This window comes from Acidovorax cavernicola (genome assembly GCF_003581445.1).
This window is the reverse complement of the sequence record NZ_QXMN01000013.1, coordinates 18,916-44,788: the sequence shown is the minus strand read 5'-3', so window position 1 is coordinate 44,788 and position 25,873 is coordinate 18,916. Positions and strand designations below refer to the sequence as shown.

Below are 25,873 nucleotides of genomic sequence, written 5' to 3'. Positions count from 1 at the left end.
GTCAGGCGCGTCGCTTGCGGGGAGCGGTCGTGGAGGGGGTGGCCTTGGGGGCAGCAAAGAGTCGCTCAATCGACTGCCGCACATCGGCCTGCATGTCGGCGATGGCCTTCGTGTCGCCCGAGAGGTGCTTGAGCAGCGCCTGCAGGAAGAGGCCGTCGAAGAGCGCATAGCAGGCCGAAGGCGGCAGGCCGGGGGCCTGGCCGGAGAGTTCGGCGAAGCGGCTCATGATGCGCCAGATCATGTCTTCGAGGCTCTTGTCGATCTGCACCACGTCGTCGTGGAAGGCTTTCTCGAACAGCGCCTGCGAACGCAGGTCGTACCAGAGCCGGTGCACATGGCCTTCGCCCTGCAGCGTGTCGCCCAGGCTCTGCAGGAAGCCTTCCATGAGCTCGTCGTAGGTGGTGGCGGTGTCGACCGCATGGTCGTAGCGCGTGACGCAGCGCGCCTTGTACTGCTTGACGCTGCACACGATCAGGTCGACCTTGTCGCTGAAGTAGTAGTGCAGCACGCCGTGCGAGAACTCGGAGTTCTGCGCGATTTCTCGCAGGCTGGTGCGCGCGTAGCCGAGCGTGGCCAGCGTGGTGAGGGCGGCTTCGCCGAGCTCGGCGCGGCGTTCCGCGAACTTGTCGGCCGGTGCCTTCGGCACGCGACCGGCGTGCTTCTTTACCCGTGCATGAGTGGTCATTTCTAGCCTGGCCGCTGGGTGCCGGCCACTGTTTTCCTGGTGATTGCAAACCATAGCACGCGCGGCGGGAATCTCTCGTACGTGCGTTCCAGAGGCATTTTACGAAATTTGGTCAGTCGTCAAAAAAAATCTTGACACCCGTCAAGTCGATTCCTAGCATGGCCGCTCCATCTCACACACATATCCACAGGAGACAAGTGATGGCCAAGTTCGACTTGACGGGGCGCAAGGCCCTGGTGACGGGTGGTGCGCGCGGCATTGGCGCGGGCATCGCACAGGCGCTGGCGCAGGCGGGTGCGTCGGTGATGATCGGCGACGTGCTCGCCGACCTTGGCAAGGAGACCGCGCAGCGGCTCTCGGCCGAAGGGGCGAAGGTGGGCTTCGTCCCGCTCGACGTCACGAAGGACGGCGACTGGGCCTCTGCCACCGAAGCCACGGTGAAGGCGCTCGGCGGCTTCGACATCCTGGTCAACAACGCGGGCATCGAGATCACCTCACTGGTGGTCGACGTCGATGGCGACGACCTGCGCCGCATGCTCGACGTGAACGTGGCCGGCACGCTGCTGGGCATGAAGCACGCCTTCCGCGCCATGCGCCCCGGCGGCAGCGCGGGCGGCGGCGGGGCGGTGGTCAACATCGCCTCGGTCGCGGCCACCATCGCCTTTCCTGCCATTGCCGGCTACTCGGCCACCAAGTCGGCGGTCGATCGCGCCACGCGCGTGGCGGCCATGGAGTCCGGCAAGCTGGGCTACGGCGTGCGCGTCAACTGCATCTACCCGGGGCTCGTGCCCACCGACATGGGCATGAAGCTCGCCAACGACATCGTGGGTGCCGGGCTCGCGCCCAGTGTCGAGGCCGCCGTGGGCGACGTCATCGGCCAGACCCCGCTGGGCCGCCTCGGCGAGATCGGCGACATGGCCGACGTGGTGGTCTTCCTCTGCTCCGACGCCGCCCGGTTCATCACCGGCGCCGGCCTCGCGGTGGACGGCGGCATGGGCATGTGAGCGACATCGATCAACAAGGAGAGACCAGCATGAGCAGCAACAAGAAACCCGTCATCGTCTACGGCGCCTCCGGCTACACCGGGCGCCTGATCTGCGAGTACCTGCGCGAGTACCACATCCCCTTCATTGCCGCGGGCCGCAGCGCCGAGAAGCTCGAAGCCGCGATGAAGTCGAACGTGCCCGGCATCGAGACGGCGGACTACGAAGTGGTCGAGGTCGCGCACACGGTCGAGGCGCTCACCGAGCTCTTCACCGGCGCCGAGGTGGTGCTCAACACGGTGGGGCCGTTCGCCAAGTTCGGCCCCGAGGTGGTCGATGCCTGCCTGGCCGCCGGTTGCCACTACACCGACACCACCGGCGAGCAGGACTGGCTCATCACGCTCGACCAGAAGTACGGCGCGAAGTTCGCGGCCGCGGGTCTGCTGCTCTCGCCCGGCCTGGCGCAGATGTACACCACCGGCGAAATCGCCGCGCAGCTGTGCCTGGAAACGCCCGGCCTCGACACGCTCGACATCGCCGTGTTCTGGGGCGGCAGCCCGACCATCGCCTCGACGCAGACCATCCTGGTGAACGCGGCCACGTCCAAGGCCTACTACCTGGAGCAGAACAAATACGTCGAATGGCAACCCGACGCGGGCCTGTACCACCTGTCGATTCCCGGCCAGCACGAAGCGGCGCTGGCACTGCCCTGGGGCGGCACCTCGCACCCGGTGTGGTTCAAGCGCGATCCGCGCGTGGCCAACGTGAAGGTGCTCGGTGGCGTCTTCAACAAGCCGCTGATGCTGGGTGTGCCGCAGATCGTGGCTGCAGCGCTGAAAGCCACTGAGGGCATGAACGACGAAGACCGCTACGCGGCGCTGGCCCAGACGGCGGCGGGCGTGATGAACACCATGCCGCCGCGCGAGAACCCGCGCATCAACAAGTCCGTCGACTCGGTGCATGCCTCCGGTCCGCTGGGCCGCGTGCACTGCGTGATCTTCGGCAACTGCAACTACAAGCAGACCGGTCTTCTGCAGGCCTATGCCGCGGCCTCGCTGCTGCAACAGGCGCCGCGGCGCGCCGGTTTCGCCTCGGGCTGCCAGGCCTTCGGGCACCGCGAGTTGCTGGGCGCGCTGCGCAGCTTCGGGCTGGTGCAGGAACCCGTGCTCACGCGGATGGGCTGAGCCTCATGCGCCTCGTCGACTACCTCGACAAAGGCGCCCAGCTGGGCGCCGATTCGCCGTGCCTCACCATGGGCGATGCCGACCTGAGCTATGCGCAGGTGCAGCGCATCAGCTGGCGCGTGGCGCGCGGCCTGCAGCGCGCCGGCATCCAGCCGGGGAGCAAGGTGGCGGTGCTCTCGAGCAACGACGCCCTGGCCTTCGCCACGGTGTTCGGCATCTCGCGCGCGGGCTGCGTGTGGTGCCCGATCAACCCGCGCAACGAAGCCAGCGAGAACGCCTTCGTGCTCGATGCCTTCGATTGCGCGTGCCTGGTGTTCCACAGCAACTACGCACCCATGGTCGAGCAGATGCGCGCGCACCTGCCGCAACTGCGTGCGCTGGTGTGCCTCGACCAGCGGCAGCCCTTCGCGCCTTCCATGGACGAATGGCTCGACGGGCTCGACGGGCTCGACGATTCGCCGATCGACATCACCCCGCCCGACGACGTGGCCATGATCGCCGGCACCGGTGGCACCACCGGCCAGCCCAAGGGCGTGATGCTCACGGGCGGCAACCTCGAGGCCATGTCGGCGCTGACGCTGATGGGCTACCCCTTCGACGGCCGGCCCGTGTACCTGGCGCTCGCGCCGCTCACGCATGCGGCCGGTGTGCTGTGCCTGCCCGTGATGGCGCTGGGCGGGCGCGTGGTCATCATGCCCAAGCCCGAACTGGGCGAGTTCCTCGCGCTCATCGAGCGCCGGCACGTCACCCACACCTTCCTGCCGCCGACGCTGATCTACATGCTGCTGCAGCATCCGGAGCTGGCGCAGACGAAGCGAGATTCGCTGCAATGCTTCTGGTACGGCGCCGCGCCCATGTCGGCCGCGCGCCTGGAGGAAGCGCTCGACAGGATCGGCCCGGTCATGGCCCAACTCTTCGGTCAGACCGAGGCGCCGATGATGGTGTCGATGATGCCGCCCAAGGACCACTTCAACGCCGACGGCTCGGTCGCGCGCCAGCGCCTTGCTTCGGCCGGGCGGCCCGGGCCGCTGGTGCAGGTCGGCATCATGGACGGCGAGGGCGCCCTGGTGCCCACGGGCGAGAGCGGCGAGATCGTGGTGCGCGGCTCGCTCGTGATGCGCGGCTACTACAAGAATCCGCAGGCCACGCAGGAAGCCTCGCGCAACGGATGGCACCGCACGGGCGACATCGGCTACCTCGATGCCGACGGTTTTCTGTACATCGTCGACCGCGCGAAGGACATGATCATCTCGGGCGGCTTCAACGTCTACTCCGCCGAGGTGGAGCAGGTGCTGATGCAGCACCCCGACGTGCAGGACAGTGCCGTGGTGGGCCTGCCCGACGAGAAGTGGGGCGAGCGCGTGGTGGCCGTGCTGCAGCTGCATGCGGGCCGCAGCGTGGATGCCGAGGCGATCAAGGCCTTCGTCAAGTCGCGCATCGGCAGCGTGAAGGCGCCCAAGCAGGTCGAGGTGTGGGCCGACCTGCCGCGCTCCAAGGTCGGCAAGGTGCTCAAGAAGGACGTGCGCGCGTCGCTGCTGCAGAAGCTGTCAGCGGAGTGAATCAGTCGCGCTGGTAGTGCCCCTGGTGCGCCTGGCGCAACTCGAACTTCTGGATCTTGCCCGTCGAGGTCATCGGCAGCGCGGGCAGGAAGACGATGTCCTTCGGCACCTCGAAGCCGCCGAGGTGTTCCTTGCAGTGCGCCGTCAGCGCGGCCTCCGAGAACTCCGCCGGCGCATCGGGCCGGCGGGTGACGAAGGCCGTGATGGCCTCGCCCCAGCGCTCGTGCGGCAGGCCGACCACCGCCGCATTGAGCACGGCCGGGTGGCGCAGCAGCACCTCCTCGACCTTGAGCGAGGGCACGTTCTCGCCGCCCGACTTGACCATGTCCTTGAGGCGGTCGAGAAAGATCAGCTGCCCGTCGTCGTCGAGCTTGCCCAGGTCGCCCGAGTGGTGCCAGCCGAAGCGCTGCGCGTTCGCCGTGGCCTGCGGGTCCTTGTAGTAGCCGAGCATCACGTTCGGCCCGCGAAAGACGATCTCGCCGATCTGGTTCGGTGCGAGCAGGTCGCCGTCGTCGCCCATCACCGCGACCTCGTTCACCAGCGTGCCCACGCCCCAGTACGAACCGAAGCGCTCGCGCTGCTGGTGGGTCTCGAAGATGGTGGCGCCGGGGTACATCTCGGTCTGCCCCGAGGCCAGCGCGAAGTTCGGGCAGAAGGTGTCGAGCAGGCGCAGCAGCAGCGTGCGCGACATCGGCGCCATCGCATACACGCACAGCCGCAGGCTCGACAGGTCGCGCGATTCGCGCTGCGGGTGGGCCAGCAGCGCGCCGTACATCATCGGCAGCCCGACCGTCACGGTGATCTTGTGGCGCTCGATGGCGGCGAGCATCGCACCGGGGTCGAAGCCGCGCAGGATGACGTTCGTGCCACCCACCGCGAGTGCCGACATCAGCACCGTGTGCTGCCCGCAATGGAAGAGCGGCAGCACGTTGCTCCACACATCGTGGTGCCCGGGGCCGCCGCCCCATTCGAGCATGTTGCTCTGGAGCACCGAGTGCACGGAGGCGTGCGAATGCATCACCCCTTTCTGCCGGCCGGTGGTGCCGCTGGTGTACATGATGAGCGCGAGCTGGTCGCTGTCGATGGCCACGTCGGGCAGCGTGGCCGGGCCCTGTGCGATGGCCTGCGCCACGGTGGGCACACCGGGCGGTGGCGTGTCGCCGTCGAGCACGCACAGCATCGGCGCGACGGCCGCTTTCTCCAGCAATTGGCGCAGCTCGGGCCGGGCGTGCAGCGCAGTGTCGATCACGAGGTGCCGCACCTCGGCGTGCTCGAGGATGTAGCCGATGGCCTCGACCGCGAGCGCCGTGTTGATCGGCACCCACACCAGTCCGGCCTTCTGGATGCCCAGCAGCGCGACCACCATCTCGATCGAGTTGTTGCACAGCATGCCCACGCGCTCGCCGCTCGCCAGGCCGAGGCCCAGCAGGTGGTGCGCGAAGCGGTTCGATGCGGCGTCGAGCTCGGTGTAGCTCATGCGGTGCTCGCCCTCGATCAGCGCGGTGCGCGCGCCGAAGCGCCGCGCGCTGCGGTGGATCACGTCGCCCAGCGCAATGCGGGCGATGCGCTGGAAAGAGGAGGGCGTGGGCTCTGGGCGTGCGGCGGGCATGTCGTCGTGTCTCCGGTCGTTGTGGATGTCGATCGGAGCGCAGACTAAGACCGGCACCGCCTGCCGGTCTTGCGAAGAGTGGCTATGCGGTGCTTGCCGATGCCCGCCCGGGCGATGTCAGAAGCGTGCCTTGAGGAAGGCCGAGGGCCCCTGCAGCCGCACCTTGAGCCGCGAATCGGCCACGCTGCCGTCGCGCGTCAGGTCGATGTTGGTCACGCCATAGGACAGCACCAGGCCCACGTTCTTCACCGGGAACCACTCCACGCCGGCGGACGCGTTGTAGATGTTGCCGTGGAAGCGGCCGCTGCTCTTCCACACGCCCGAAGCATCGGCAAACAGGCGCAGGTCGGGCGTGATGGCGTGTCGCACGCCGATCTCGAGCAGGGGGGCGATGGCGTTGTCGCTCGAGCGCTCGCTGACCGAACGCACCTGCCCGTTCACGCCGACCAGCGCGCTGGCGCCGAGCGTGGCGCGGTAGTAGGCCGCGCCGGCGCCCAGGCCGAAGACGGTGTTGCCCGAACCGAGCCACCATTTGTACGAGAGCTTGGCGAAGTCGAGCTGGGCCGAGAGGTTCGCGTTGCCGATGGCGCTCAGCGAGCCGAAGCCGCCGAGCGAGGTGTTGCCCGCTGCCTGCCCTTCGTAGTCGCGCTTGTAGCGGTAGTAGTCGAAGGAGATGCCCTGGCTGTCGCCGATCAGCACGTCGGCCGAGATGCGCGGCATGGTGACGCGGCCCGGCTTGAGTTCGTTCGAGCGCAGCGCGCCGTACGGGGTGCTGACCGAGGCGTTGAACTTGGGGTCGGCACTGAAGGCTCCCACCGAGAAGCTGAAACGGTCCAGTGCCGGCGAAGGCTCGGCCGTGGCAGAAGGAGCGAAGCAGAGAAGGGCGAGGGCGCCAGTTCCGGTCAGGGCGCCCAGGGCGCCGAATCTCGCGGTCCGGTCGAGCGGGCGCGAACGAAGCAACAGCATGAAAGAAATCCTTCGGACGAAAGATGCCTTGGGCATGGGCTTGACGCGATGCCTCCGGGCTGAGGCTCCCTGGAACCGGCCCACCTTAGCGGTGCGTGGTGGCGCACCGCATGCGCCGATGGCGGGTGTGCCTGTAGGAGATCGCCGATGCACCCGGCGGCGCTACAGTCCGCCCATGCGTGCACATCTTTCCACCACCACCGGTCCCCAACGTCTTCTCTACGGCGCCGCGGCGGCCGTCGCGGTGGCGTTGCTGCCGTGGCCGATGGGTTTCACGGCGCGCGGGCTGGCCGGCTGGTGCGCAGGCGTGGCGGTGTACCAGGTGCTCAGCTGGTGGCTGGCCGAGACCTTCGATGCGCGCCGCACGCGCGAGCGCGCGCAGCAGCTGGACCAGCCCAACGTCGTGATCCTGGTGTCGATGCTGGTGGCGGTGGGGGTGAGCGTGGTCGCCATCGCGATGCTGCTGCAGCAGGTGCGCCAGCTCAGCGGCTGGGCGCGCGGCGCCCATGTGGCGCTGGGGCTGGTGGCGCTGGCGGGTTCGTGGCTGATGATGCACACGATCTACGCCTTTCACTACGCGCACCGCTACTACATCGACCGCAAGGGCGGCGCGTCCGATGGAGGGCTCGATTTTCCGGGCAAGGAGGCGCCGGACTATTTCGACTTCATGTACTACGCCTACGTGATCGGCATGACCTCGCAGGTGTCGGACGTGCAAGCCACTTCGCACGAGATGCGGCGCATCACGCTGGTCCACAGCGTGCTGGCCTTTGCCTTCAACATGCTGGTGCTGGCCCTGTCGGTGAACGTGGTGGCCGGCGTGGTTTGAGCCCCACTCAGCTCGCAGCCTTGCGCAGCGACGGCAGCTTGACGATGCCTGTCGACAGCGCCACGCCGCACACGATCACGAAGGCGCAGATCAGCATCCACTGCGTGATTTGCTCGCCGAGGAACACGGCGCCGTAGAACAGCGCGAACACCGGCACGAGGAAGGTCACGGTGAGCGCACGCGCCGGGCCGGCGCGTTCGATGAGCCGGAAGAACAGGATGTAGGCCACGCCCGTGCAGGCGATGCCCAGTGCCAGCAGCGCGAGCCATGCGCGCAGGCTGGGCATCTGCGCGGGCCAGAGCCAGATGGCGGGCAGCACGAGGAACAGGCTGGCGCCGATCTGGCTGCCGGTGGCCGTGGTCAGTGCGGGCACGCCGGCCAGGTAGCGGCGCGTGGCGCTGGCTGAGATGCCGTAGCACAGGCACGCCGCGAGGCAGGCGAGCACGGCCCACAGCGCTGCGTGATTGCTGGCGCCCGCATGCAGGCCGGCGCTGCGGCTGGCGAGCATCGCGACGCCCGCGAAGCCGATCACCAGGCCGACGAGCCGTGAGCCGTTCGGCCGTTCGCGGAACCAGGCCCAGGCCACCAGTGCGCCGAACATCGGCGTGGTCGCGTTGAGCACCGCTGCCAGGCCGGTGTTGATGGTCAGCAGCGCAAAGCAGAACAGCGCGAACGGCATGCCCGAGTTGAAGATGCCGACCGTGAGGCTGGCCTTCCAGTGCTGGGCGATCGACGGTCCCTGGCCACGCAGCAGCGCGATCGGCAACAGGAACAGCGCCGCGATGGCCACACGCACGGCGGCGGTCGGGAGCGCGCCGAACTCCGCCGCGCCGATGCGCATGAAGAGGAAGGAGGCGCCCCACAGCGCGCCCAGCAGCACAAGATCGATGAGCCACGCCTTGGGCGCGAGCGCGGCGGGGGCAGGCGAGGGAGCGACGTGGGTGTTGTTGTTCGTTGTGGTCATGCGTCTCTTTGTGGAATGGCGCAAGGCAGACAGCGCCATCGGCGGTGTGTTCTTCTGTCTTACTTGCCGGTCTCGAGTTCGAGCAAGGCGGTCTTGCGCTCGAGGCCGCCAGCGTAACCGGTCAGCGAGCCGTCTGCACCGAGCACGCGGTGGCAGGGCACGATCACGCTGATCGGGTTGCGCCCGACGGCCGCGCCGACCGCGCGCACCGCGGCCGGGTTGCCCACGCGCGCACTCAGCGCGCCATAGGTCGTGGTCTCGCCCGCCGGGATGGCGAGCAGCGCCTGCCACACGCCCTGCTGGAAGGCCGTGCCGTGCGACAGGTCGAGCTGCATGTCGAAGTGGGTGCGGCGGCCCGCGAAGTAGTCGCGCAGCTGCGCGGCTGCTTCAACCAGCGCGGGATGGTCGTCCTTCGTCTGCCAGCCCGTGGTGTCGGGCCAGTGGCGCTGCTGGTCGAACCAGACGCCGGCCAGTCCCTGGTCGGTGGCGGCCATGGTGATACCGCCCAGCGGCGTGTCGATGTGCGAGGTGTAAATGACTGTGCGTTTGAATTTCATGATCTTTCAGGCGCGGGGCCTGCCGTTGCGAGGTCGGAAGAAGAGTCGGTCGGCGCGGGGGGCGACGGTTGCGAAGGCGGGGAGTGCCACGCCCGCAGCACCGCGTAGCTGCGCCAGGGGCGCCAGGCCTGCGAGGCTTCGCCCGCAGCGCGCGCGGTGGTCACGCCCAGTGCCTTCTGCAGGGCCACGTCGCCGGCGGGAAAGGCGTCGGGCCAGCGCAGGGCGCGCATCGCGATGTACTGCGCGGTCCAGGCGCCGATGCCGGGCAGCTCCTGCAGCGCCGCGAGGGTCGAGGGCACGTCGGCGCCCGCATGCAGCGCCAGCCGGCCGGAGGCCACTTCGCGCGCCACGGCCTGCAGCGCGGCCTGTCGTTGGCGCACGATGCCCAGTTGCCCGAGCGCATCGCCGCTGGCCGCTGCCAGCGCGGCAGGTGTGGGGAACAGTCGGTTCAGACCGTCGATGGGTGTGTCGATCGGGTCGCCGAAGGCCTCGACCAGCCGCGAGCCCAGCGTGCGCGCGGCGGCCACGGTGATCTGCTGGCCCAGCACCGCGCGCACCGCGAGCTCGAAACCGTCGACGGTGCCCGGCACGCGCAGCCCGTCGCCGTGAGGAAAGGCTGTGTGCAGGGCGGCGTTGATGGCCATCGGCTCCGCGTCGAGGTCGAACAGCGCGCGTGCGCGGCTGATGACGATCGGCAGCACCGCGGCCAGCGAATCGCTGACGGCGAGCAACACCTGCTCGCGTTCGAGGTCGAAGCGCAGCTGCAGCCAGCCGGCGTGCGTCTGCCCGCCTTGCTGCACGCGTAGCGTGCGTGCCAGCCGCACATAGGTCGGCGTGCTGCCCTTGGCCGGTTCCTTCCCGTCGGCGGTGTGCACGGTCTCGACGCCGCGCAGCGCCCGGCGTGCGAAGAAGCCGAGCATGGCGTTCGCGTCGTAGGGCGGGCGAAAGCCCAGCCGCACTTCGATGGCCTTGCCTTTGCCGCCCTCGGTGCTGCCCGCGCGGCGCAGCGCGCTCGGGTTGAGCCCGTAGTGCTCCACGAAGGCCGCGTTGAAGCGCCGCACGCTCGCGAAGCCGCTGGCCAGCGCCACCTGCGTCATCGGCAGGCGCGTGTCGGCGATCAGCTGCTTGGCGGCCAGCAGGCGGCGCGTCTGCAGGTACTGCAGCGGCGACACGCCGAACTGCGCCTCGAAGATGCGCCGCAGGTGGCGGTCGCTCACGCCCAGCCGTGCGGCGATCTGCGCTGCACCGGGGCCTTCTTCGGACCAGGCGTCGGGCTCGTCGATCAGCCGCGCCGCCTGCAGCGCGAGGATGCGCGACGCGTCCTCGGTCGACCAGCTGGCCGCACGCGGCGCGAGCTCGGGCCGGCAGCGCAGGCAGGGGCGAAAGCCCGCCGCCTCGGCCTGGGCCGCGTGGCGGAAGAAGCGGCAGTTCTCGCGCCGCGGCAGCTTGACGCGGCAGACCGGCCGGCAATAGATGCCGGTGGAGGTCACGGCCGTGAAGAACGAGCCATCGAAGCGCGCGTCGTGCGTCTTCATCGCCAGGTAGCAGGCGTCGCTCTCGAGCACTTCAGTGGGGGCGTGGGCGGTAGGCATGGAGAAATGATACGGTTTCGACTCGTTTCAACTGGCCGTTTTCGGACATCTGTGTGCGGGAGGCGTTGCCTACAATGCCCGACTTCGAACCAATCCCAGGGAACCCACCCTTCATGCAGCTCAGCGCATCGATCTTCAAGGCCTATGACATCCGCGGCGTCGTGCCCCTCAGTCTCGATGTCGAAGTCGCCGCGGCGCTGGGCCGTGCCTTCGGCAGCGCAGCACGCGCGGCCGGCGAGACCACGGTGGCCGTGGGGCGCGACGGCCGCCTGTCGGGCCCGGCGCTGGCGGATGCGCTGATCGACGGCCTGGTCGCCACCGGCATCGAGGTGATCGACGTGGGCGCGGTCACGACCCCGATGCTGTACTTCGCGGCCCACACGCTGTGCACCAGCGGCATCCAGGTCACGGGCAGCCACAACCCGAAGGACTACAACGGTTTCAAGATGGTGCTGGCCGGCCGCGCGATCTACGGCGACGAGATCCAGGGCCTGCGCAAGACCATGGAAGACGGCAGCGCGAAGCTCGTGCCCGGCGGCAGCGTGCGCAAGGTCGACGTGACCGAGGCCTACGTGCAGCGCATCGCCGGCGACATCAAGCTGGCGCGTCCGATGAAGATCGTGGTCGACTCCGGCAACGGCATCGCGGGCGCCACCGCGCCGGCCATCTTCCGTGCCATCGGCTGCGAAGTGACCGAGCTGTTCAGCGAGGTCGACGGCGACTTCCCCAATCACCATCCCGATCCCAGCAAGCCCGAGAACCTCCAGGACCTGATGGCCGCGCTGGCCAGCGGCGACGCCGAACTGGGTCTGGCCTTCGACGGCGACGGCGACCGCCTGGGCATCGTGACCAAGGACGGGCAGAACATCTTCCCTGACCGCCAGATGCAGCTCTTCGCGCAGGACGTGCTCTCGCGCGTGCCCGGCGGCACCATCGTCTACGACGTGAAGTGCTCGCAGCGCCTGGGCCCCGCCATCGAGGCCGCGGGCGGCACGCCGATGATCTACAAGACCGGCCATTCGCTCATCAAGGCGAAGATGAAGGAAATCGACTCCCCGCTCGGCGGCGAGATGAGCGGCCACATCTTCTTCAAGGAGCGCTGGTTCGGTTTCGACGACGGCACCTACGCAGGCTGCCGCCTGCTCGAGATCCTGAGCAAGCACCCGGACGCGAACGCCGTGCTGAACGCGCTGCCCACCAGCTTCTCGACACCTGAACTGAACGTCGCCTGCGCCGAAGGCGAGCCGCACGCGCTGGTCGCCCGGCTTGTCGACAACGCGCGCTTCGATGCGCCCGCCCAGGTCTCGACCATCGACGGCCTGCGCGTGGACTGGCCCGATGGATTCGGGCTGATCCGCGCTTCCAATACCACCCCCGTGCTGGTGCTGCGCTTCGAAGGCCAGACCGAGGCGGCGCTCCAACGCATCGAGACCGAGATGCTTGCGGTGCTGCGGACGGTCAAGCCCGATGCCACGCTGGCCGCTGCTTCCCACTGAAGAACCTGTGCGTTCCCTCCTGCTTCGCCTCTACGGCATCTTCACCACCGCCGTCCAACCGCTGGTCCGCCGCAAGCTGCGCCGCCGCGCCCAGGCCGAGCCCGGCTATGCCGTGGCCGTCGAGGAGCGCTTCGGCCACTACGACGAAGCCACCACGGGCTATGCCCAGTGCTGGGTGCACGCCGTCTCGCTCGGCGAGACGCGCGCCGCCGCCATCCTGATCGCCGAGCTGCGGCGCCAGTACCCGGGCATTCCGATCCTGCTCACGCACGGCACGGCCACGGGCCGCGAAGAGGGTGCCAAGCTGCTCGAGCCGGGCGACACGCAGGTCTGGCAGCCCTGGGACACGCCGGGCGCCGTCGCCCGCTTTCTCGACAAGTTCCAGCCGCGCATCGGCGTGCTGATGGAAACCGAGGTCTGGCCCGAGATGGCCGCCGCCTGCGCCGAGCGTCGCATTCCGCTGGTGCTGGCCAATGCGCGGCTCAACGAGAAATCGCGCGCCGCGGCCGAGCGGCTCAGCGGGCTGGCGCGGCCCGCGTACTCGGCGCTCGCTGCCGTCTGGGCGCAGACCGAGGCCGACGCGCACCGGCTGGTGTCGCTGGGCGCCAAGGTGGCCGGGATCTACGGCAACCTCAAGTTCGACGCCACGCCCGACGCGCGGCAACTGGCCACGGCCGTGTCGCTGCGCGAGCACCTGCCGCGCCCGATGGTCGTGCTGGCCAGCTCGCGCGACGGCGAAGAGCGCCTGCTGCTCGAGGTGCTCAAGCGCTTCGGTGCCACCTCGCCGGTGCCGCCCGAGCAAGGTGCGATCCGTTCGATCGCCAAGCGCGTGCACGACGTGCAATGGATGATCGTGCCGCGCCATCCGCAGCGCTTCGACGAAGTGGCGGCGCTCATCGAGGCCGAAGGCTTCGCCGTGGCGCGCCGCAGCGCGGCCGGCCAGCCGGCCGAAGCCGAGATCTGGCTCGGCGATTCGCTGGGCGAGATGGCGCTGTACTACGGCCTGGCCGACGTCGCCTTGCTCGGCGGCAGCTTCGAGCCGCTGGGCGGGCAGAACCTCATCGAGCCGGCGGCCTGCGGCTGCCCGGTGGTGATGGGCCCGTCGACCTTCAACTTCGCCGAGGCGGCACAGCTGTCGCTCGCGGCGGGCGCGTCGCTGCGCGTCGAAGGCATGGAGCAGGCCGTGACCGCCGCGCTCAAGCTGGTCGAGAACCCTGAGCGTCGCGCCGCGATGGCGCAGGCCGCGCTGGCCTTCTCGTCGTCGAACCGCGGCGCGGCCGAACGCACGGCTGCGGCGGTGCTGGCGATTGCGCAGGCGGCGGAGCCGGTGACGGCGCCGGTGTCGGGCGGCGATGGCGCGCAGCCGCCTGAAGCGACGCGGGCCGAGCCCACGCTGGACTGAATCCGCATTCGCGCCTTCCCTTTCCGGGGGGAGGTTGGGATGGGGGCAAGCGCCCAACGAGCGCTGCAATGGGTTCGAGGCCGTCGAGCCCCCACCCTGACCCTCCCCCGGAAGGGGAGGGAGAAAAACCAAGTCCGCTCAGCGCACCGGCGGATTCAGGATCACCGGCGCCGGCGGTGCCGACGGCATCGTCGGCGCGGGCGGGTTGAATGGCTGCACCGGCACCGGCGGCACCACCGGAATGGCCGGCGGCGTCACGGGCACCACGGGTGCGCCCGTCGTCGCGGCAGGCACTGCCGGCGTGGCGCTGTTGCCATTGCGCGCCAGCGTCGCGTTGATCGCGTTCATGTCGTCGGTGGTCAGCGTGCCGTTGGCCTGGCGCAGTTTCAGGTTGCCCAGCAGCACGTTGTAGCGCGCCTGCGCAAGGTCGCGCTTGGTCTGGAACAGCTGGCTCTGCGAGTTGAGCACGTCGATGTTGATGCGCACGCCGACCTGGTAGCCCAGCTTGTTGGCGTCGAGCGCGCTCTGGCTGGAGGCTTCGGCGGCTTCGAGCGCCTTCACCTGGCCGGCCCCCGACACCAGCCCGAGGTAGGCCGCGCGCGTGGCCTGTGCCACGCTGCGGCGCGTGCCCTCGAGCACGCTGCGCGACTGGTCTTCGAGCGCCAGCGTTTCCTTGATGCGGTTCTCGGTGGCAAAGCCAGCGAACAGCGGCAGGTTGAAAGTGACACCGACCGTGGCGGCGTTGACGCGCGTGCCCACGGTGCTGGTGCTGGTGCCGCTCGGGTTGCGCGTGACGTTGTAGCCCAGGTTGGCATCCAGCGTGGGCTTGTGGCCGGCCTGCGCCTTCTGCACCTCGAGCCCGGCCACGTCCAGGCCCAGGCGTGCCTGGCGGATCGCGGGATGTGTTTCGTCGGCCTGCGTCACCCAGGCGTTGATGTCGGCGGGCTGGGCGGTCGGCAGCACGACCGGCGCGGCCAGCGGTACGGGCACGCTGCCCGGGCGGCCGACCAGCTGGTCGAGCACCACCTTCTTGACCTGCAGGTCGTTCTCGGCCGCGATTTCCTGCGCGATCACGAGGTCGTAGCGGGCCTGGGCCTCGCGCGAGTCGGTGATGGTGGACGTGCCCACCTCGAAGTTGCGCTTGGCCGACGCCAGCTGCTCGGCCACGGCGACCTTCTGCGCGCGCACCAGGGCCAGGCTGTCCTGGCTGGCGAGCACGTCGAAGTACGCCTGGCTCACGCGCACGATCAGGTCCTGCTCGGCGATGGTGAGCACCGCCTGCGCGATGTCGGCCTGGCGCTTGCCCTGCTCATAGGTGGCCCAGTTGGCGGGGCGGTACAGCGGCTGCGTGGCGTTGATGCCGACGTTCTGCGTGGTGAAGTCGCGCGAGGCGCTGGTGCCACGGCCGGTGCCGGTCAGGGTGTCGATGTCGAGGTCGCTGCGGGTCACGCCCGCGGTGAGCCCGACGGCCGGCAGGATGCCGGCCTTGGCCTGGGCGGCACGCGCCAGATTGGCTTCGTACTGCGCCCGCGCACCCTGGTAGGTGGCGTCGAAGCCGCGCGCGGAGTCATAGAGTTCGTTCAGTGTCTGGCCCTGGGCCGGCAGTGCGAGCAGGCTCGCAATGACGCTTGCGAGGGCTGCGGAAAGAGGCAGAAGCCGGGGCCTGGGAGGCATTGAACGTCCTTGGGAGGGAAAAAATCAGTAGCGCGGCACGCTCGGGTCGTGTTGCGCGGACCAGGCGTCGATGCCCCCCGCCACATTGGCGAGCGAGTCAAAGCCGTTCTGGTGCAGAAAAGCGGCCACGCGCTGGCTGCGGGCGCCGTGGTGGCACAGGCAGGCAATGCGCGGCGCGGGCTGTCCGTCGCCGGGGGCGAGTTCGGCGAGCCGGCCGGGAATCTCGTTCATCGGGATCGCGACCAGCGCGAAACCCTGCGGCGCGACGCTCGCCGTCTGCAGCTCCCAGGGCTCGCGCACGTCGAGCAGCACGGGGGCCGCGTCGGCGTCCTGTGCGAACCAGGCGGCCAGGTCGGCGGGGCGGACTTGATCGATCATGCGATGGGCCGCCCGCTCAGAACGAAAAGCGCGAGGGCTCGGGGAAGTTCAGCAGGCGCGGCGCCACGGTGTCCCAAGGCTGGATCGTGTCCCACTTGCTCTCGCTGACGCGGGTGACGAAGTGGGCGCGCATCATGGGCTCGTCGCCGACGATGGCCGACAGGCGGCCGCCGACCTTGAGCGAACCGAGCAGGTTCTGCGGAATGCGGGCCACGGAGCCGCTGAGCACGATCACGTCGAAGCTCGGGCCGCTGGGCAGCGGCACGGCGCCGTCGGCGTGGCGCACTTCGACGTTGGTCACGCCGTTGCGGCGCAGCGTCTCGGCGGCGCGGGCGGCCAGCACGGGGTTGATCTCGAGCGACAGCACCTGTGCGGCGCGGGCGCCGAGCAGGGCGGCCATGAAGCCGGAGCCGGTGCCGATCTCGAGCACCGATTCGTGCTTCTGGATGTGCAGGTCCTGCAGGGTTCGGGCCTCGACCTTGGGCGACAGCATGATCTCGCCGGGCACGGAACCGTCCAGCAGCGGCAGTTCCATGTCGAAGAACGACATCGTGATGTGTTCCTCGGGGACGTAGTCCTCGCGGTGAATCTCGGCCAGCAGCTCGAGGATGTCCGACTCCAGCACGTCCCAGGGACGGATCTGCTGTTCGATCATGTTGAAGCGCAAGCGCTCGAGGGTGGGCGTGGGGTTCATGGCGTGGCTTTCCTTGAAGGCTCGGTACGGGACAAACCTTCAATTTTAGGTCGCACGGATGACGCCACCGCGCCAGTCGGCCATCCGGCGGCTGTCATGCGGGGCTCCCGGGGCGCACGCACAGGCCGTGCAGCACGGTGTCGCACTGGGTGGCGATGAATTTTTCGGGGTCGAGCGTGCTCACGCCGTCGACGCAGACCATGGCCGAATGCTTCCAGAGCATCAGGAACACCATGGGCGCGACCACCGAGTAGATGGCGTGGTCGATGTCCACGGGGGCGAACTCGCCGCGGTCGATGCCGCGCTGCAGGATGCGGCGCAGCAGGTCGTGGCCGGGGCGCACCACCTGCTCGCGGTAGAACTCCGCCAGCTCGGGAAAATTGCCGCCCTCGCTCATCATCAGCTTGGTCAGGCCCGAGGCCTTGGTCAGGCCGACGCGCTCCCACCAGACGTTCATGCAGTAGCGCAGCATCTCGGGAGTCGTGCCCTCGAAGGCCTCGAATTCGGCGTTCCACTCTGTGAAACGGCCACCGAGATTCTCGATCACCACGGCCTTGAACAGCTCTTCCTTGCTCGGAAAGTAGAGAAAGAGGGTGCCCTTGGACACGCCGGCCCGGACCGCCACTTCTTCCGAGCGGGTGGCGGCAAAGCCCTTTTCGACGAACAGGTCGAGCGCCGCCGCCAGCAGCTCGCCCGGACGCGCCTCTTTGCGCCGCTCGCGCTTGGAGGGCAGCGGGCAGAACTTGTCGACGAGGGAACGGGGGGAGGCCATGGTGTTAATGACTGACGGGTTAGTAATGTAGTGACCGGCATCCGGCCCGTCAAGCCGCGACAATACCGGTCCCGCTTTTTCCAACCCACCGGAGCCGCGCCATGTCTTCCTCACCGTCGCCTACCGAAACCATCGTGCTCGGCGGAGGCTGCTTCTGGTGCACCGAGGCGGTGTTCGACCGGGTGCAGGGCGTGCTGGACGTCGAATCGGGCTACAGCAACGGCGAAACCCTGAACCCCAGCTACGAGCAGATCTGCACCGGCCGCACCGGCCATGCCGAGGTCGTGAAGCTCGAATTCGATCCGGCGCAGATCAGTCTGCGCGAGCTGCTCGAGATCTTCTTCGTGGTGCACGACCCCACCACGCTCAACCGCCAGGGCAACGACGTCGGCACGCAGTACCGCAGCGGCATCTACACCGTGAACGACGCCCAGAAGGAAGTGGCCGAATCCGTCATCCGCGAGATCGAGGCCAGCAAGACCTACAGCTCGCCCGTGGTGACCGAAGTGGCGCCGCTGGACAATTATTCGACGGCCGAGGCCTACCACCAGGACTACTTCCTGAACCACCCGAACCAGGGCTACTGCGCGTTCGTGGTCGGCCCGAAGGTCGAGAAGTTCCAGAAGACCTTCGCATCGCGCGTGAAGGCCTGAATCTCCTAAGTCTCCTTTTTCACGCCCCGTGTCCGCCACCCTTCGCCAGACCCCGCCCCGCACGACGCGCGCCACGCGCGCGCTCGTCGTCGCGCTGGCGTTCGCGCTCTGGTTCGCGGGCACGATGGGGTTGATGCACCGTTCGCTGCATGTGCCGGGCCTGCCCGCCGCTGCAGCCGTGGCGACAACGCAGGCTGAGCACCGGCACGACACCGGCCACACGCTGGCCAGCCTGTTCGGCGTGCACGACGACGCCGACTGCCGCCTGTACGACCAGCTCGCGCACGGCGCGGGCATGCCCGGCGTGCCGCTGGTGGTGCTGCCGATGCTGCTGCCATCGGCCACCTTCGCTTATCTGCAGGGCGAGGCCATCGCCCGCTGGGTCGCGCTCTTCGACGCGCGCGGCCCGCCTTCCACTCGCTGAATCCCCCGTGTTCCGGTGGCCGCACCCGCTTTCGGCGGGTGAGGGCGGCCGGTCGTTCTCCGATTCAACGAGTGTTTCTTCATGACCCCCCTTTTCCGTCGCAACGCCATCGGCGCTGCTGTTCTTTCGCTCGCCTCCGTGGCGAGCCTGGCCCAGACCGCCGACACCGCCGCTGACACTTCCAGCTTGCGCGAGGTCACCGTCACCGGCAACCCGCTGGGCGCGAGCGACCTGATCGCGCCGACCACCTCGCTGTCGGGCGACCCCTTGCTGCTGCGCTCCCAATCGACGCTCGGTGAAACGCTGAACAACCTGCCCGGTGTGAGCAGCAGCTACTTCGGCCCCAACGCGAGCCGGCCCAGCATCCGCGGGCAGGACGGCGACCGCATCCGCATCCTGCAGAACGGCGGCGGCGCGCCCGACGCTTCGGCGCTGAGCTACGACCACGCCGTGCCTGTCGATGCGCTGGTGACCGAGCGCATCGAGGTGCTGCGCGGCCCGTCGGCGCTGCAGTACGGCGGCAGCGCCGTGGGCGGCGTGGTCAACGTGATCGACAACCGCATCCCGACCGAGCCGATCAACGGCTTCGGCGGCCGCGCCGAGCTGGGCTACGCCAGCGGCAACAAGGAAAAGAGCGGCGGCGTGCTGCTCGAGGGCGGCAACGACCGCTTCGCCCTGCACGTCGACGCCTTCAACCGCGATTCGAAAGACGTCTCGGTGCCCATCGATCTGGACTGCAGCAAGCCCGGCTCGCCGTGGCGCGCCCGCAAGATCTGCAACTCGGCCAACGAGGCGCACGGCGGCGCGGTCGGCGGCACACTGTTCTTCAGCCAGGGCTGGATCGGCGCCTCGGCCAGCACCTACCGCAGCAACTACGGCACCGTGGCCGAGGACGACGTGACCATCGGCATGAAGTCCGACCGCTACGCGCTGGAAGGCGAATGGCGTCCGGGCGGCTTCATCCGCAGCATCCACGCCAAGGTGAGCCGCACCGACTACCGCCACACCGAGTACGAGGGCCGCGAGGCCGGCACCACTTTCTCGAACTTGAGCAACGACCTGCGCATCGAGGCGCGGCACGAAAAGATCGGCAACCTCGAAGGCCTGGTCGGCTTCAGTCGCGAGACCAACCGCTTCGCCGCCGATGGCTCGGAAGCCTTCGCACCGCACAGCCGCACGCGCTCCAACGCGATGTTCCTGCACGAAGAACTCGGCACCTCGTGGGGCCGCCTGAGCTTCGGCGCGCGCACCGAGAAGGTCACGGTGCGGTCGCTGGGCTATCCCGACGACCTGTCGGTGACACGCTTCGCCATCGGCGAGCGCACCTTCAACCCGCACAGCGCGGCGTTCGGCGCGCTGGTCAACCTGACGCCGCAGTGGCAGCTGACCTCGAACCTGGCCTACACCGAGCGCGCCCCGAAGGACTACGAGCTGCTCGCCAATGGCCCGCACGTGGCCACCGCCGCCTGGGAACTGGGTGACCCGAACCTGCGCAAGGAGAAATCCACCGGCTTCGACCTGGGCGCGCAGTGGAAGTCGGGCCCGAACACGGCCCGCGTGAACGCGTACGTCACGCGCTTTCGCAACTACATCGGCCTGACCGCGACGGGCCGCACGCTCGACGAGGAAGGGCAGGTCGTGACCGACCCCGAGGCCACCGACACGATGGCCGAGTACCGCTATGGCGGCATGCGGGCGCGCTTCACCGGTATCGAGGCCAATGGCAATCTGCGGCTGCTGGGCACCGACGGCTTCGCGCGCATGGCCGATGCGGGCACGCTCGATCTCGAATGGCGCGGCGACATCGTGCGCGCGAAGAACCTCGACACCGGCGAGCCGCTGCCGCGCATCGCACCGCTGCGCCTGGGCGCCACGCTGGCCTACGGCAACGGGCCCTGGAGTGCGCGCGTCGGCTTCGACTACAACGCGGCGCAGCGCCGGGTGCCCGACGTGGGCGCGCGCGAGACGGATGCGTACACGCTGTGGAACGCGTCCATCAGCTACCGCATGAAGGTGCAGCGCGCCAACCTCACCTGGTATGCGCGCATGGACAACATCGGGAACAAGCTGGCCTATACGCCCACCTCGATCCTGACGACCACGGTGTTCCCGAAGGCGCCGCTGCCGGGGCGGTCGCTGAAGGTGGGGTTGCGCGTCACCTTCTGATCGCGATGTGCTGTGGCTCTCCCTCCTTCTCCGAGGGGAGGGGCCAGGCGGCTATCCTCGCCGGGTGAATTCCTTCGTCATCTCCTCGCTGCTCCCCGTCGTTCTTCTCATCGCCGCGGGCTATCTCGCCGGACGGCGCCGATGGATCGGAGGCAATGCAGTGAAGGACCTGTCGAACCTCATCTTCCTGCTGCTCGCGCCCGCGCTGCTGTTCCGCGCCATGAGCACGGTGCACGTGCAGCAGCTGAGCCTGAAGCCCGTGGCCGCGTACTTCATCGCCTCGGGCCTGCTGTTCGCGGCCACGCTGGCGTGGCGCGGCTTCAACCGCACGGGCGCGGTGCTCGCGCTGGCCAACACCTACAGCAACACCGTGATGATCGGCATCGCGCTGATCGGCCTGGCCTACGGCGAGCCCGGCATGGTGGTGCTGCTCACGCTGATCTCGCTGCATTCGCTGGTGCTCATGACCAGCGCCACCGTGGTGCTCGAGCTGGCCGTGGCGCGCGAGCATGCGGCGGTGGACGGCGCGCAGCGGCGCTCCATGGCGCGCACCGTGGGGCGCGCGCTGCGCAACGCCATCATCCATCCGGTGCCGCTGCCCATCATCGCGGGCCTGCTGTTCGCACAGACGGGGCTCGTGATGCCCGAGGTGATCGACAAGCCGATCCAGCTGCTCGGCCAGGCCTTCGGGCCGGTCGCGCTGGTGATGGTGGGCATCACGCTCGCGCTCACGCCCATCGGGCGGCATTGGCGGGGCGCGCTGGTGCAGGCGCTGGTGAAGAACCTGGTGCATCCGCTGCTGGTGGCGCTCATCGGCTGGCTGCTGGGCGTGCGCGGCATTCCGCTCACCGTGATGGTGGTGGCGGCGGCGTTGCCTATCGGCGCCAACGTGTTCCTGTTCTCGCAGCGCTATCGCAGCGCCGAGGACCTGGTCACGGCCAGCGTTGCCGTGTCGACCGTCCTGGCCCTTGGCACGCTGACGCTCGTGATGGTCTGGGTCCAATGGTTGCCTTGAGCCGCTGAATCCAGCCGCATTCGCGAACTTTTGCCTGTCCGCCTGAAGGCAGGCGCCCTATGCCGTTCGGCAGGGGTGGCCGTTTGGTGGGCTGGCGAGCGGCGTTCGCCCCCCTACATTTGCCGGCTGATGACGATCTACCCGGCGCGCGTTTCGCCCCTTGCCCTTGCAGTGATGGCGGTGGTCGCGACGGTGATCGCGCTGCACGGTGCGCGCGCCCGTGCGGCGGACGAGGCCAAGCCGTGCCGCACGCCGTGTCTGTCGGTTCCCAAGCCTGCTGAGGCACCGCAGGCGAAGGAGCCGGAGCCCAAGCCCGCCGCTGTCACCGCACGACCGGCGCCGAAGCCGCGACCGCAGATCACCGCCACCGCAGCCCCGGTGCCGGCGCCCGAGGTGCATCGCGAACCCGTCGAGCGACGCCCCGCGCCTTCGAAACGCTGCAGCGAGATCAACATGCGCGCCGCCGTCGGCGAGCCGCTGTCGGACCAGGACATGAAGATTTTGAGGAGCCAGTGCTGATGTCGAACCCTGCCTTTTCCGCGAGCCGTCGCCGCCTGCGCGTGCTCATCGCGCTGTGCGCCGCCGCGCTGCTGGCTGCTGCCTGCGCGCACCGTCCCGCGCCCAGCAGCGCCATGCCCTTCGACCAGGCGGTCAACCAGGCGGTCGACGACCTCATGGTGCAGACCCAGAAACTGCCGGCCTTCCTGGCCAAGGTGGAGTCGAGCCTGTCGCAGCGCCGCATCGTGATCGACCCGTTGCTCGAAGGCGCCAGCGGCCAGCAGACCGAGGTGACGCGCGTGGCCGAGCAGCGCATCGTGCAGCGCATGCAGGCGCAGTTCAAGCAGTTCACCGTCACGCCATTCAATGCGAACGAGATCGGCAATGCGCAGTACGTGCTCAACGGCACGCTGGTGCGCGACAAGGACGCCTCGGGCGCGCCGTACCGGCTGAACCTCGCGATGACCGAGATCAAGAGCGGCATGGTGATCGCGCAGTCGGTCACGCGCATCAGCGACGCCTCGCTCGACACGCGGCCCACCGCCTTCTTCCGCGACAGCCCCGTGAACGGCAAGGACCGCGGCGTCGAGGGCTACATCCGCACCGCCGAGACCCCGGCAGGGCAAGCCGCCGACGCGCTGTACCTGGAGCGCCTGCCGACCGCGACCGTGCTGCAGGAAGCCACCGCCGCCTACGAGGCCGGCCGCATGAGCGAGGCCCTGAGCCGCTACGAGGCCGCCTCGAAGCGCGCCGACGGCCAGCAGCTGCGCATCTACAGCGGGCTGTACCTCACGCAGTCGCAGCTGGGCCGCACGGCCGATGCCGAGCGCACCTTCGGCACGTTGGCGCGGCTGGGGCTCGAGAGCAACAACCTGAGCGTCAAGTTCCTGTTCAAGCCGGGTTCGACCGACTTCCTGGCCGACCCGAAGATCAGCGCGGCCTACCCGATGTGGCTGCGCCAGATCGCGCGGCAGGCGGCGCAGATCGATTCATGCGTGGTGGTCACGGGCCACACGAGCCGCACGGGCTCGGAGGCGGTGAATGAGCGGCTGTCGCTTCAGCGTGCGACCAGCGTCAAGACGCGGCTGGTGAGCGAGGCACCGCCGCTGTCGAAGAAGCTGCGCGAAGCCGGCATGGGCTTTCGCGAGAACATCGTCGGCACGGGGGCCGACGATGCGAGCGACGCGCTGGACCGGCGGGTCGAGTTCAAAGTTGCTGCGTGTGAGGCTTGAGGCGGGTTCAGGGGGCGAGGCGTTCGCGCAACCAGTCGGCACCTTCGAGCCGGTAGCGCAGCCGGTCGTGCAGCCGGCTCTTGCGACCCTGCCAGAACTCCCAGCGATCGGGCACCAGCCGGAAGCCGCCCCAATGCGGTGGTCGCGGCGGCGAGAGCAGGTGCTTGGCGGCATACACGGCGGCGTTCTTCACCAGCACGTCGCGCCCGCTGATCACTTCGCTCTGCGGGCTGGCCCAGGCGCCGATGCGTGAATCGAGCGGACGGCTGGCGTAGTAGGCGTCGCTCTCCTCGGCACTGACGCGTTCCACGCGACCCTCGATGCGCACCACGCGCTCCAGTTCGACCCAGTGGAACTGCAGCGAGGCGTACGGATTGCCCGACAGCTCGCGGCCCTTGCGGCTGTCGTAGTTGGTGTACCAGACGATGCCGCGCGCGTCGTAGCCCTTGATGAGCACGATGCGGCTCGACGGCCGCAGGTCGCTGCCCACGGTGCACAGCGTCATCGCGTTGGGCTCGGGCACCTGGGCCCCGACGGCTTCGTTGAGCCAGCGCTCGAACTGCTGCAACGGGTCGGCGGCGCTGCGGGTCTCGTCGAGCTCGGTGCGCTCGTAGCTCTTGCGCAGCGCGGCCAGGGCGTCTTGGGAAAGAGGAGAAGTCATGCCGGGATTGTTGCGCACATACTCGGCCCATGACGACGACAGAGGCGAACTCCCCCACCGTGATCGTGTTGGCCTCGGGCCGCGGCGAGCGTTTCGTCGCGGCCGGCGGCACGGGCTCGAAGCTGAAGGCGCTGCTCGCGGGCCGGCCGGTGCTCGAACGCACGCTCGACGCGGTGCGCGCCAGCGGCTTGCCGTGGCGGCTGGAAGACGCGGGCCATCCCGGCATGGGCGATTCGATCGCCGCCGCCGTGCGCGCCACGCCCGACGCGGCAGGCTGGCTGATCCTGCCGGGCGACCTGCCGCTGGTGCTGCCCGCGACCCTGAGGGCGGTCGCCGCCGCGCTCAGCGGGCAGGTGAACGCCGTGCAGCCGCAGTACCAGGGCGAGCGCGGGCATCCGGTGGGCTTTGCGGCGGGCTGCGGGGCCCAACTGGCGGCGTTGGAGGGGAGTGTGGGCGCATCGCCCGTCCTGCGGGCGATGCGTGCGATCGATTCGGTCGTCGATCTGGCGGTGGACGATGCCGGCGTCGTGACCGATATCGACACGCCTGAGGCCCTGGCGCGCGCCGAGGCGCTGTGGCAGGCGCGCGAGGGCAGTAGCTGACGGACGTCAGCCCTTGGGAATCACCGCGCAGAGCACGCGCGGGCCGGAGTTGCCGGCGGGTTGCGTCGTGAAGTCGTCGCGGTCGCGGTGCACCACCAGCGCGCGACCGCGCACGTTGTTGGCGGCGCCGTCGGTCAGCGAGATCGCGTGGTTCTCGACGCTGAAACGCGCCACGCCGCCGGCGTCGGCCACGAGGCTGGGCAGCTCGCCGGCGTGGCTGCCGGGCGCGGAGAACTTGCCGTGCGTGCCGCCGGCCGGGTTGAAGTGGCCGCCCGAGGCGTTGCCGTTGTCGCCGCAGTCGCCCTTTTCATGGATGTGGAAGCCGTGCTCGCTGCCCGGTGCCAGACCGCGCACTTCGCCGGACACGCGCACGCCGTGGTCGAGGGCGGTGAGCGTCACCGAGCCGCGCGCGGGGTTGGGCGTGACGGCGGCGGTCGGCGTCAGCTCGACCGTGGTGCTCGGCTTGCCGCCCATGCTGCCGCAGGCGGCAAGCACGGCGGTGGCGAGGAGGGCGGTGCTGGTGGCGAGGAGACGACGATGGTTCATGGTTTTTCCTTGTCGAACGGAACGGAAGAGGAAGAGGGTGAATTGTCGGAAGACCCCGGAACGTATACCGGAGCCGCCGGTGCGCCGCAATCGGCGGGCGCCTCAAAAGAGGCATGGGCCGGCGACTCTGCGCCGGCCAGCGCCACCAGCCGGGCCAGTGCCGCGTCGTGGATCGCGTGGCGCTGCAGCTCGAGCAGGGTCTGGCGGGCGTAGTCGAGCGAGCTGCCATAGCGGCCCACGGCGTTGGCGAAGATGTGGCGGTAGCGCTCGTCGCTGAGCTCGCCCGTGAAGTTGGGGCTGCGCCGCGAGAGCGTGAAGGCCAGTGCGCGCACCGGCCCTTCGGCCGTGCCGCACTGCAGCCACTTGGGGTCGTACACGCCGGTCGGCATCTCGCGCAGCCAGAGGCGCTGCAGCGTTTCCAGGCCTTCGGCCTTCGGCACGCGGAACACCACGCCCCTGCAACTGCCACCCGAGAGCAGTCCGAACACCAGGCCCGGCGTCTGCACGCTGCCGCGGTTGACCCGGCTCCACATCTTGAGCGCGCGGTGCCAGCCGTGCACCGAGGCTGCGCGCCGTTCCGCAAAGCCGAACTCGGGCCGCCAGATCAGCGAGCCGTAGCCGAACAGCCAGAGATCGTCGCGGCCGCCCCAGTCGGCGATCGCGCGTTCCAGCATCGGCTGCGGGTCGCGCAGCGGACGGGGCATCGGGTCGAGCCCCGGCGGACCGGGGTCC

General features: G+C 69.2%; 26 protein-coding genes. 13 read left to right on the top strand and 13 right to left on the bottom strand.

Features of this window, described 5'->3' with window-relative positions; translation table 11 throughout:
* Position 1 precedes the first annotated feature (1 nt).
* Positions 2–685, bottom strand: coding sequence for a TetR/AcrR family transcriptional regulator (locus D3H34_RS12895; RefSeq protein ID WP_119553855.1), 684 nt, complete (start codon positions 683–685; stop codon positions 2–4).
* 200 nt (positions 686–885) lie between these two features.
* Here D3H34_RS12895 and D3H34_RS12890 point away from each other — a divergent pair, with 200 nt between their 5' ends.
* The 3 genes from D3H34_RS12890 to D3H34_RS12880 are packed head-to-tail and all read left to right on the top strand — an operon-like array spanning position 886 to position 4,411.
* Entirely contained in the window at positions 886–1,689 is an 804-nt protein-coding gene (locus D3H34_RS12890) for an SDR family NAD(P)-dependent oxidoreductase (RefSeq protein ID WP_119553854.1), read from the top strand.
* Positions 1,690–1,718: 29 nt separating this feature from the next.
* Entirely contained in the window at positions 1,719–2,852 is a 1,134-nt protein-coding gene (locus D3H34_RS12885) for a DUF5938 domain-containing protein (RefSeq protein ID WP_119553853.1), read from the top strand.
* Between the two features lie 5 nt (positions 2,853–2,857).
* The gene (locus D3H34_RS12880; protein ID WP_119553852.1) at positions 2,858–4,411 is read left to right on the top strand and encodes an acyl-CoA synthetase; all 1,554 of its coding nucleotides are present in this window, start codon (positions 2,858–2,860) and stop codon (positions 4,409–4,411) included.
* Position 4,412: 1 nt separating this feature from the next.
* On the opposite strand, the gene D3H34_RS12875 is transcribed toward D3H34_RS12880, so the two are convergent.
* On the bottom strand, positions 4,413–6,020 hold the full coding sequence (locus D3H34_RS12875; RefSeq protein ID WP_119553851.1) for a class I adenylate-forming enzyme family protein: 1,608 nt from the start codon (positions 6,018–6,020) through the stop codon (positions 4,413–4,415).
* 117 nt (positions 6,021–6,137) lie between these two features.
* Positions 6,138–6,986, bottom strand: a complete 849-nt coding sequence (locus D3H34_RS12870) for a hypothetical protein (RefSeq protein WP_119553850.1) — start codon at positions 6,984–6,986, stop codon at positions 6,138–6,140.
* A 175-nt stretch (positions 6,987–7,161) separates the two neighbouring features.
* Between D3H34_RS12870 and D3H34_RS12865 the strand changes: the two genes are divergently transcribed.
* Positions 7,162–7,815, top strand: a complete 654-nt coding sequence (locus D3H34_RS12865; RefSeq protein WP_119553849.1) for a DUF1345 domain-containing protein — start codon at positions 7,162–7,164, stop codon at positions 7,813–7,815.
* A gap of 7 nt (positions 7,816–7,822) precedes the next feature.
* Here the strand turns inward: D3H34_RS12865 and D3H34_RS12860 are convergent, their stop codons facing one another.
* The 3 genes from D3H34_RS12860 to D3H34_RS12850 are packed head-to-tail and all read right to left on the bottom strand — an operon-like array spanning position 7,823 to position 10,928.
* Positions 7,823–8,779 (bottom strand): DMT family transporter, encoded by a 957-nt coding sequence (locus tag D3H34_RS12860; RefSeq protein ID WP_119553848.1) that lies wholly within the window; start codon positions 8,777–8,779, stop codon positions 7,823–7,825.
* A gap of 59 nt (positions 8,780–8,838) precedes the next feature.
* The gene (locus D3H34_RS12855; RefSeq protein WP_119553847.1) at positions 8,839–9,336 is read right to left on the bottom strand and encodes a methylated-DNA--[protein]-cysteine S-methyltransferase; all 498 of its coding nucleotides are present in this window, start codon (positions 9,334–9,336) and stop codon (positions 8,839–8,841) included.
* Positions 9,333–10,928, bottom strand: coding sequence for a DNA-3-methyladenine glycosylase 2 family protein (locus tag D3H34_RS12850; RefSeq protein ID WP_119553846.1), 1,596 nt, complete (start codon positions 10,926–10,928; stop codon positions 9,333–9,335). The genes D3H34_RS12855 and D3H34_RS12850 overlap by 4 nt, the downstream gene beginning before the upstream one ends.
* 113 nt (positions 10,929–11,041) lie before the next feature.
* Between D3H34_RS12850 and D3H34_RS12845 the strand changes: the two genes are divergently transcribed.
* On the top strand, positions 11,042–12,424 hold the full coding sequence (locus D3H34_RS12845; protein WP_119553845.1) for a phosphomannomutase/phosphoglucomutase: 1,383 nt from the start codon (positions 11,042–11,044) through the stop codon (positions 12,422–12,424).
* A 7-nt stretch (positions 12,425–12,431) separates the two neighbouring features.
* Positions 12,432–13,826, top strand: coding sequence for a 3-deoxy-D-manno-octulosonic acid transferase (locus D3H34_RS12840; protein WP_119553912.1), 1,395 nt, complete (start codon positions 12,432–12,434; stop codon positions 13,824–13,826).
* 138 nt (positions 13,827–13,964) lie between these two features.
* On the opposite strand, the gene D3H34_RS12835 is transcribed toward D3H34_RS12840, so the two are convergent.
* From D3H34_RS12835 to D3H34_RS12820, 4 genes are all read right to left on the bottom strand, one after another.
* Positions 13,965–15,500, bottom strand: coding sequence for a TolC family outer membrane protein (locus D3H34_RS12835; RefSeq protein ID WP_119553844.1), 1,536 nt, complete (start codon positions 15,498–15,500; stop codon positions 13,965–13,967).
* A 24-nt stretch (positions 15,501–15,524) separates the two neighbouring features.
* A complete protein-coding gene (locus D3H34_RS12830; RefSeq protein ID WP_119553843.1) occupies positions 15,525–15,878 on the bottom strand; it encodes a rhodanese-like domain-containing protein in 354 nt (117 codons plus the stop codon).
* Between the two features lie 16 nt (positions 15,879–15,894).
* Positions 15,895–16,572: a protein-L-isoaspartate O-methyltransferase family protein gene (locus D3H34_RS12825; RefSeq protein ID WP_119553842.1), complete on the bottom strand. Its 678-nt coding sequence runs from the start codon at positions 16,570–16,572 to the stop codon at positions 15,895–15,897.
* Between the two features lie 94 nt (positions 16,573–16,666).
* Positions 16,667–17,344, bottom strand: coding sequence for a TetR/AcrR family transcriptional regulator (locus D3H34_RS12820; protein ID WP_119553841.1), 678 nt, complete (start codon positions 17,342–17,344; stop codon positions 16,667–16,669).
* Between the two features lie 101 nt (positions 17,345–17,445).
* Between D3H34_RS12820 and msrA the strand changes: the two genes are divergently transcribed.
* The 6 genes from msrA to D3H34_RS12790 all read left to right on the top strand — a co-directional run bounded on the left by msrA (position 17,446) and on the right by D3H34_RS12790 (position 23,332).
* The gene (gene msrA, locus D3H34_RS12815; protein WP_119553840.1) at positions 17,446–17,997 is read left to right on the top strand and encodes a peptide-methionine (S)-S-oxide reductase MsrA; all 552 of its coding nucleotides are present in this window, start codon (positions 17,446–17,448) and stop codon (positions 17,995–17,997) included.
* Between the two features lie 28 nt (positions 17,998–18,025).
* Positions 18,026–18,421 (top strand): hypothetical protein, encoded by a 396-nt coding sequence (locus D3H34_RS12810; RefSeq protein ID WP_119553839.1) that lies wholly within the window; start codon positions 18,026–18,028, stop codon positions 18,419–18,421.
* Between the two features lie 81 nt (positions 18,422–18,502).
* Positions 18,503–20,587, top strand: coding sequence for a TonB-dependent receptor (locus D3H34_RS12805; RefSeq protein ID WP_119553838.1), 2,085 nt, complete (start codon positions 18,503–18,505; stop codon positions 20,585–20,587).
* A 64-nt stretch (positions 20,588–20,651) separates the two neighbouring features.
* On the top strand, positions 20,652–21,602 hold the full coding sequence (locus D3H34_RS12800) for an AEC family transporter (RefSeq protein ID WP_119553837.1): 951 nt from the start codon (positions 20,652–20,654) through the stop codon (positions 21,600–21,602).
* A 129-nt stretch (positions 21,603–21,731) separates the two neighbouring features.
* Positions 21,732–22,121, top strand: coding sequence for a hypothetical protein (locus D3H34_RS34260; RefSeq protein ID WP_167481185.1), 390 nt, complete (start codon positions 21,732–21,734; stop codon positions 22,119–22,121).
* Complete coding sequence (locus D3H34_RS12790; RefSeq protein WP_119553835.1) at positions 22,121–23,332, top strand: OmpA family protein; 1,212 nt, start codon at positions 22,121–22,123, stop codon at positions 23,330–23,332. Before D3H34_RS34260 ends, D3H34_RS12790 begins: the two co-directional genes overlap by 1 nt.
* 7 nt (positions 23,333–23,339) lie before the next feature.
* Here the strand turns inward: D3H34_RS12790 and pdxH are convergent, their stop codons facing one another.
* Positions 23,340–23,993 carry a pyridoxamine 5'-phosphate oxidase gene (gene pdxH, locus D3H34_RS12785; protein WP_119553834.1) on the bottom strand — a complete coding sequence of 218 codons (654 nt, stop codon included), beginning with the start codon at positions 23,991–23,993 and terminating at the stop codon, positions 23,340–23,342.
* A 29-nt stretch (positions 23,994–24,022) separates the two neighbouring features.
* Between pdxH and D3H34_RS12780 the strand changes: the two genes are divergently transcribed.
* A complete protein-coding gene (locus D3H34_RS12780; protein ID WP_119553833.1) occupies positions 24,023–24,595 on the top strand; it encodes a nucleotidyltransferase family protein in 573 nt (190 codons plus the stop codon).
* Between the two features lie 6 nt (positions 24,596–24,601).
* Here the strand turns inward: D3H34_RS12780 and D3H34_RS12775 are convergent, their stop codons facing one another.
* Both D3H34_RS12775 and D3H34_RS12770 read right to left on the bottom strand, forming a co-directional pair.
* The gene (locus D3H34_RS12775; RefSeq protein ID WP_119553832.1) at positions 24,602–25,141 is read right to left on the bottom strand and encodes a superoxide dismutase family protein; all 540 of its coding nucleotides are present in this window, start codon (positions 25,139–25,141) and stop codon (positions 24,602–24,604) included.
* The gene (locus D3H34_RS12770) at positions 25,138–25,845 is read right to left on the bottom strand and encodes a gamma-glutamylcyclotransferase (protein WP_119553831.1); all 708 of its coding nucleotides are present in this window, start codon (positions 25,843–25,845) and stop codon (positions 25,138–25,140) included. Before D3H34_RS12770 ends, D3H34_RS12775 begins: the two co-directional genes overlap by 4 nt.
* Positions 25,846–25,873: the final 28 nt, after the last annotated feature.

What these genes read in the sequence shown, in the direction of transcription:
- D3H34_RS12880 (WP_119553852.1), top strand. Translation starts at nt 2,858, where the DNA reads ATGCGCCTCGTCGACTACCTCGACAAAGGCGCCCAGCTGGGCGCCGAT.
- D3H34_RS12860 (WP_119553848.1), bottom strand. Translation starts at nt 8,779, where the DNA reads ATGACCACAACGAACAACAACACCCACGTCGCTCCCTCGCCTGCCCCC.
- D3H34_RS12780 (WP_119553833.1), top strand. Translation starts at nt 24,023, where the DNA reads ATGACGACGACAGAGGCGAACTCCCCCACCGTGATCGTGTTGGCCTCG.
- D3H34_RS12885 (WP_119553853.1), top strand. Translation starts at nt 1,719, where the DNA reads ATGAGCAGCAACAAGAAACCCGTCATCGTCTACGGCGCCTCCGGCTAC.
- D3H34_RS34260 (WP_167481185.1), top strand. Translation starts at nt 21,732, where the DNA reads ATGACGATCTACCCGGCGCGCGTTTCGCCCCTTGCCCTTGCAGTGATG.
- D3H34_RS12875 (WP_119553851.1), bottom strand. Translation starts at nt 6,020, where the DNA reads ATGCCCGCCGCACGCCCAGAGCCCACGCCCTCCTCTTTCCAGCGCATC.
- D3H34_RS12775 (WP_119553832.1), bottom strand. Translation starts at nt 25,141, where the DNA reads ATGAACCATCGTCGTCTCCTCGCCACCAGCACCGCCCTCCTCGCCACC.
- D3H34_RS12835 (WP_119553844.1), bottom strand. Translation starts at nt 15,500, where the DNA reads ATGCCTCCCAGGCCCCGGCTTCTGCCTCTTTCCGCAGCCCTCGCAAGC.
- D3H34_RS12850 (WP_119553846.1), bottom strand. Translation starts at nt 10,928, where the DNA reads ATGCCTACCGCCCACGCCCCCACTGAAGTGCTCGAGAGCGACGCCTGC.
- D3H34_RS12845 (WP_119553845.1), top strand. Translation starts at nt 11,042, where the DNA reads ATGCAGCTCAGCGCATCGATCTTCAAGGCCTATGACATCCGCGGCGTC.
- D3H34_RS12825 (WP_119553842.1), bottom strand. Translation starts at nt 16,572, where the DNA reads ATGAACCCCACGCCCACCCTCGAGCGCTTGCGCTTCAACATGATCGAA.
- D3H34_RS12770 (WP_119553831.1), bottom strand. Translation starts at nt 25,845, where the DNA reads ATGCCCCGTCCGCTGCGCGACCCGCAGCCGATGCTGGAACGCGCGATC.
- D3H34_RS12855 (WP_119553847.1), bottom strand. Translation starts at nt 9,336, where the DNA reads ATGAAATTCAAACGCACAGTCATTTACACCTCGCACATCGACACGCCG.
- msrA (WP_119553840.1), top strand. Translation starts at nt 17,446, where the DNA reads ATGTCTTCCTCACCGTCGCCTACCGAAACCATCGTGCTCGGCGGAGGC.
- pdxH (WP_119553834.1), bottom strand. Translation starts at nt 23,993, where the DNA reads ATGACTTCTCCTCTTTCCCAAGACGCCCTGGCCGCGCTGCGCAAGAGC.
- D3H34_RS12865 (WP_119553849.1), top strand. Translation starts at nt 7,162, where the DNA reads ATGCGTGCACATCTTTCCACCACCACCGGTCCCCAACGTCTTCTCTAC.
- D3H34_RS12790 (WP_119553835.1), top strand. Translation starts at nt 22,121, where the DNA reads ATGTCGAACCCTGCCTTTTCCGCGAGCCGTCGCCGCCTGCGCGTGCTC.
- D3H34_RS12830 (WP_119553843.1), bottom strand. Translation starts at nt 15,878, where the DNA reads ATGATCGATCAAGTCCGCCCCGCCGACCTGGCCGCCTGGTTCGCACAG.
- D3H34_RS12895 (WP_119553855.1), bottom strand. Translation starts at nt 685, where the DNA reads ATGACCACTCATGCACGGGTAAAGAAGCACGCCGGTCGCGTGCCGAAG.
- D3H34_RS12890 (WP_119553854.1), top strand. Translation starts at nt 886, where the DNA reads ATGGCCAAGTTCGACTTGACGGGGCGCAAGGCCCTGGTGACGGGTGGT.
- D3H34_RS12820 (WP_119553841.1), bottom strand. Translation starts at nt 17,344, where the DNA reads ATGGCCTCCCCCCGTTCCCTCGTCGACAAGTTCTGCCCGCTGCCCTCC.
- D3H34_RS12805 (WP_119553838.1), top strand. Translation starts at nt 18,503, where the DNA reads ATGACCCCCCTTTTCCGTCGCAACGCCATCGGCGCTGCTGTTCTTTCG.
- D3H34_RS12870 (WP_119553850.1), bottom strand. Translation starts at nt 6,986, where the DNA reads ATGCTGTTGCTTCGTTCGCGCCCGCTCGACCGGACCGCGAGATTCGGC.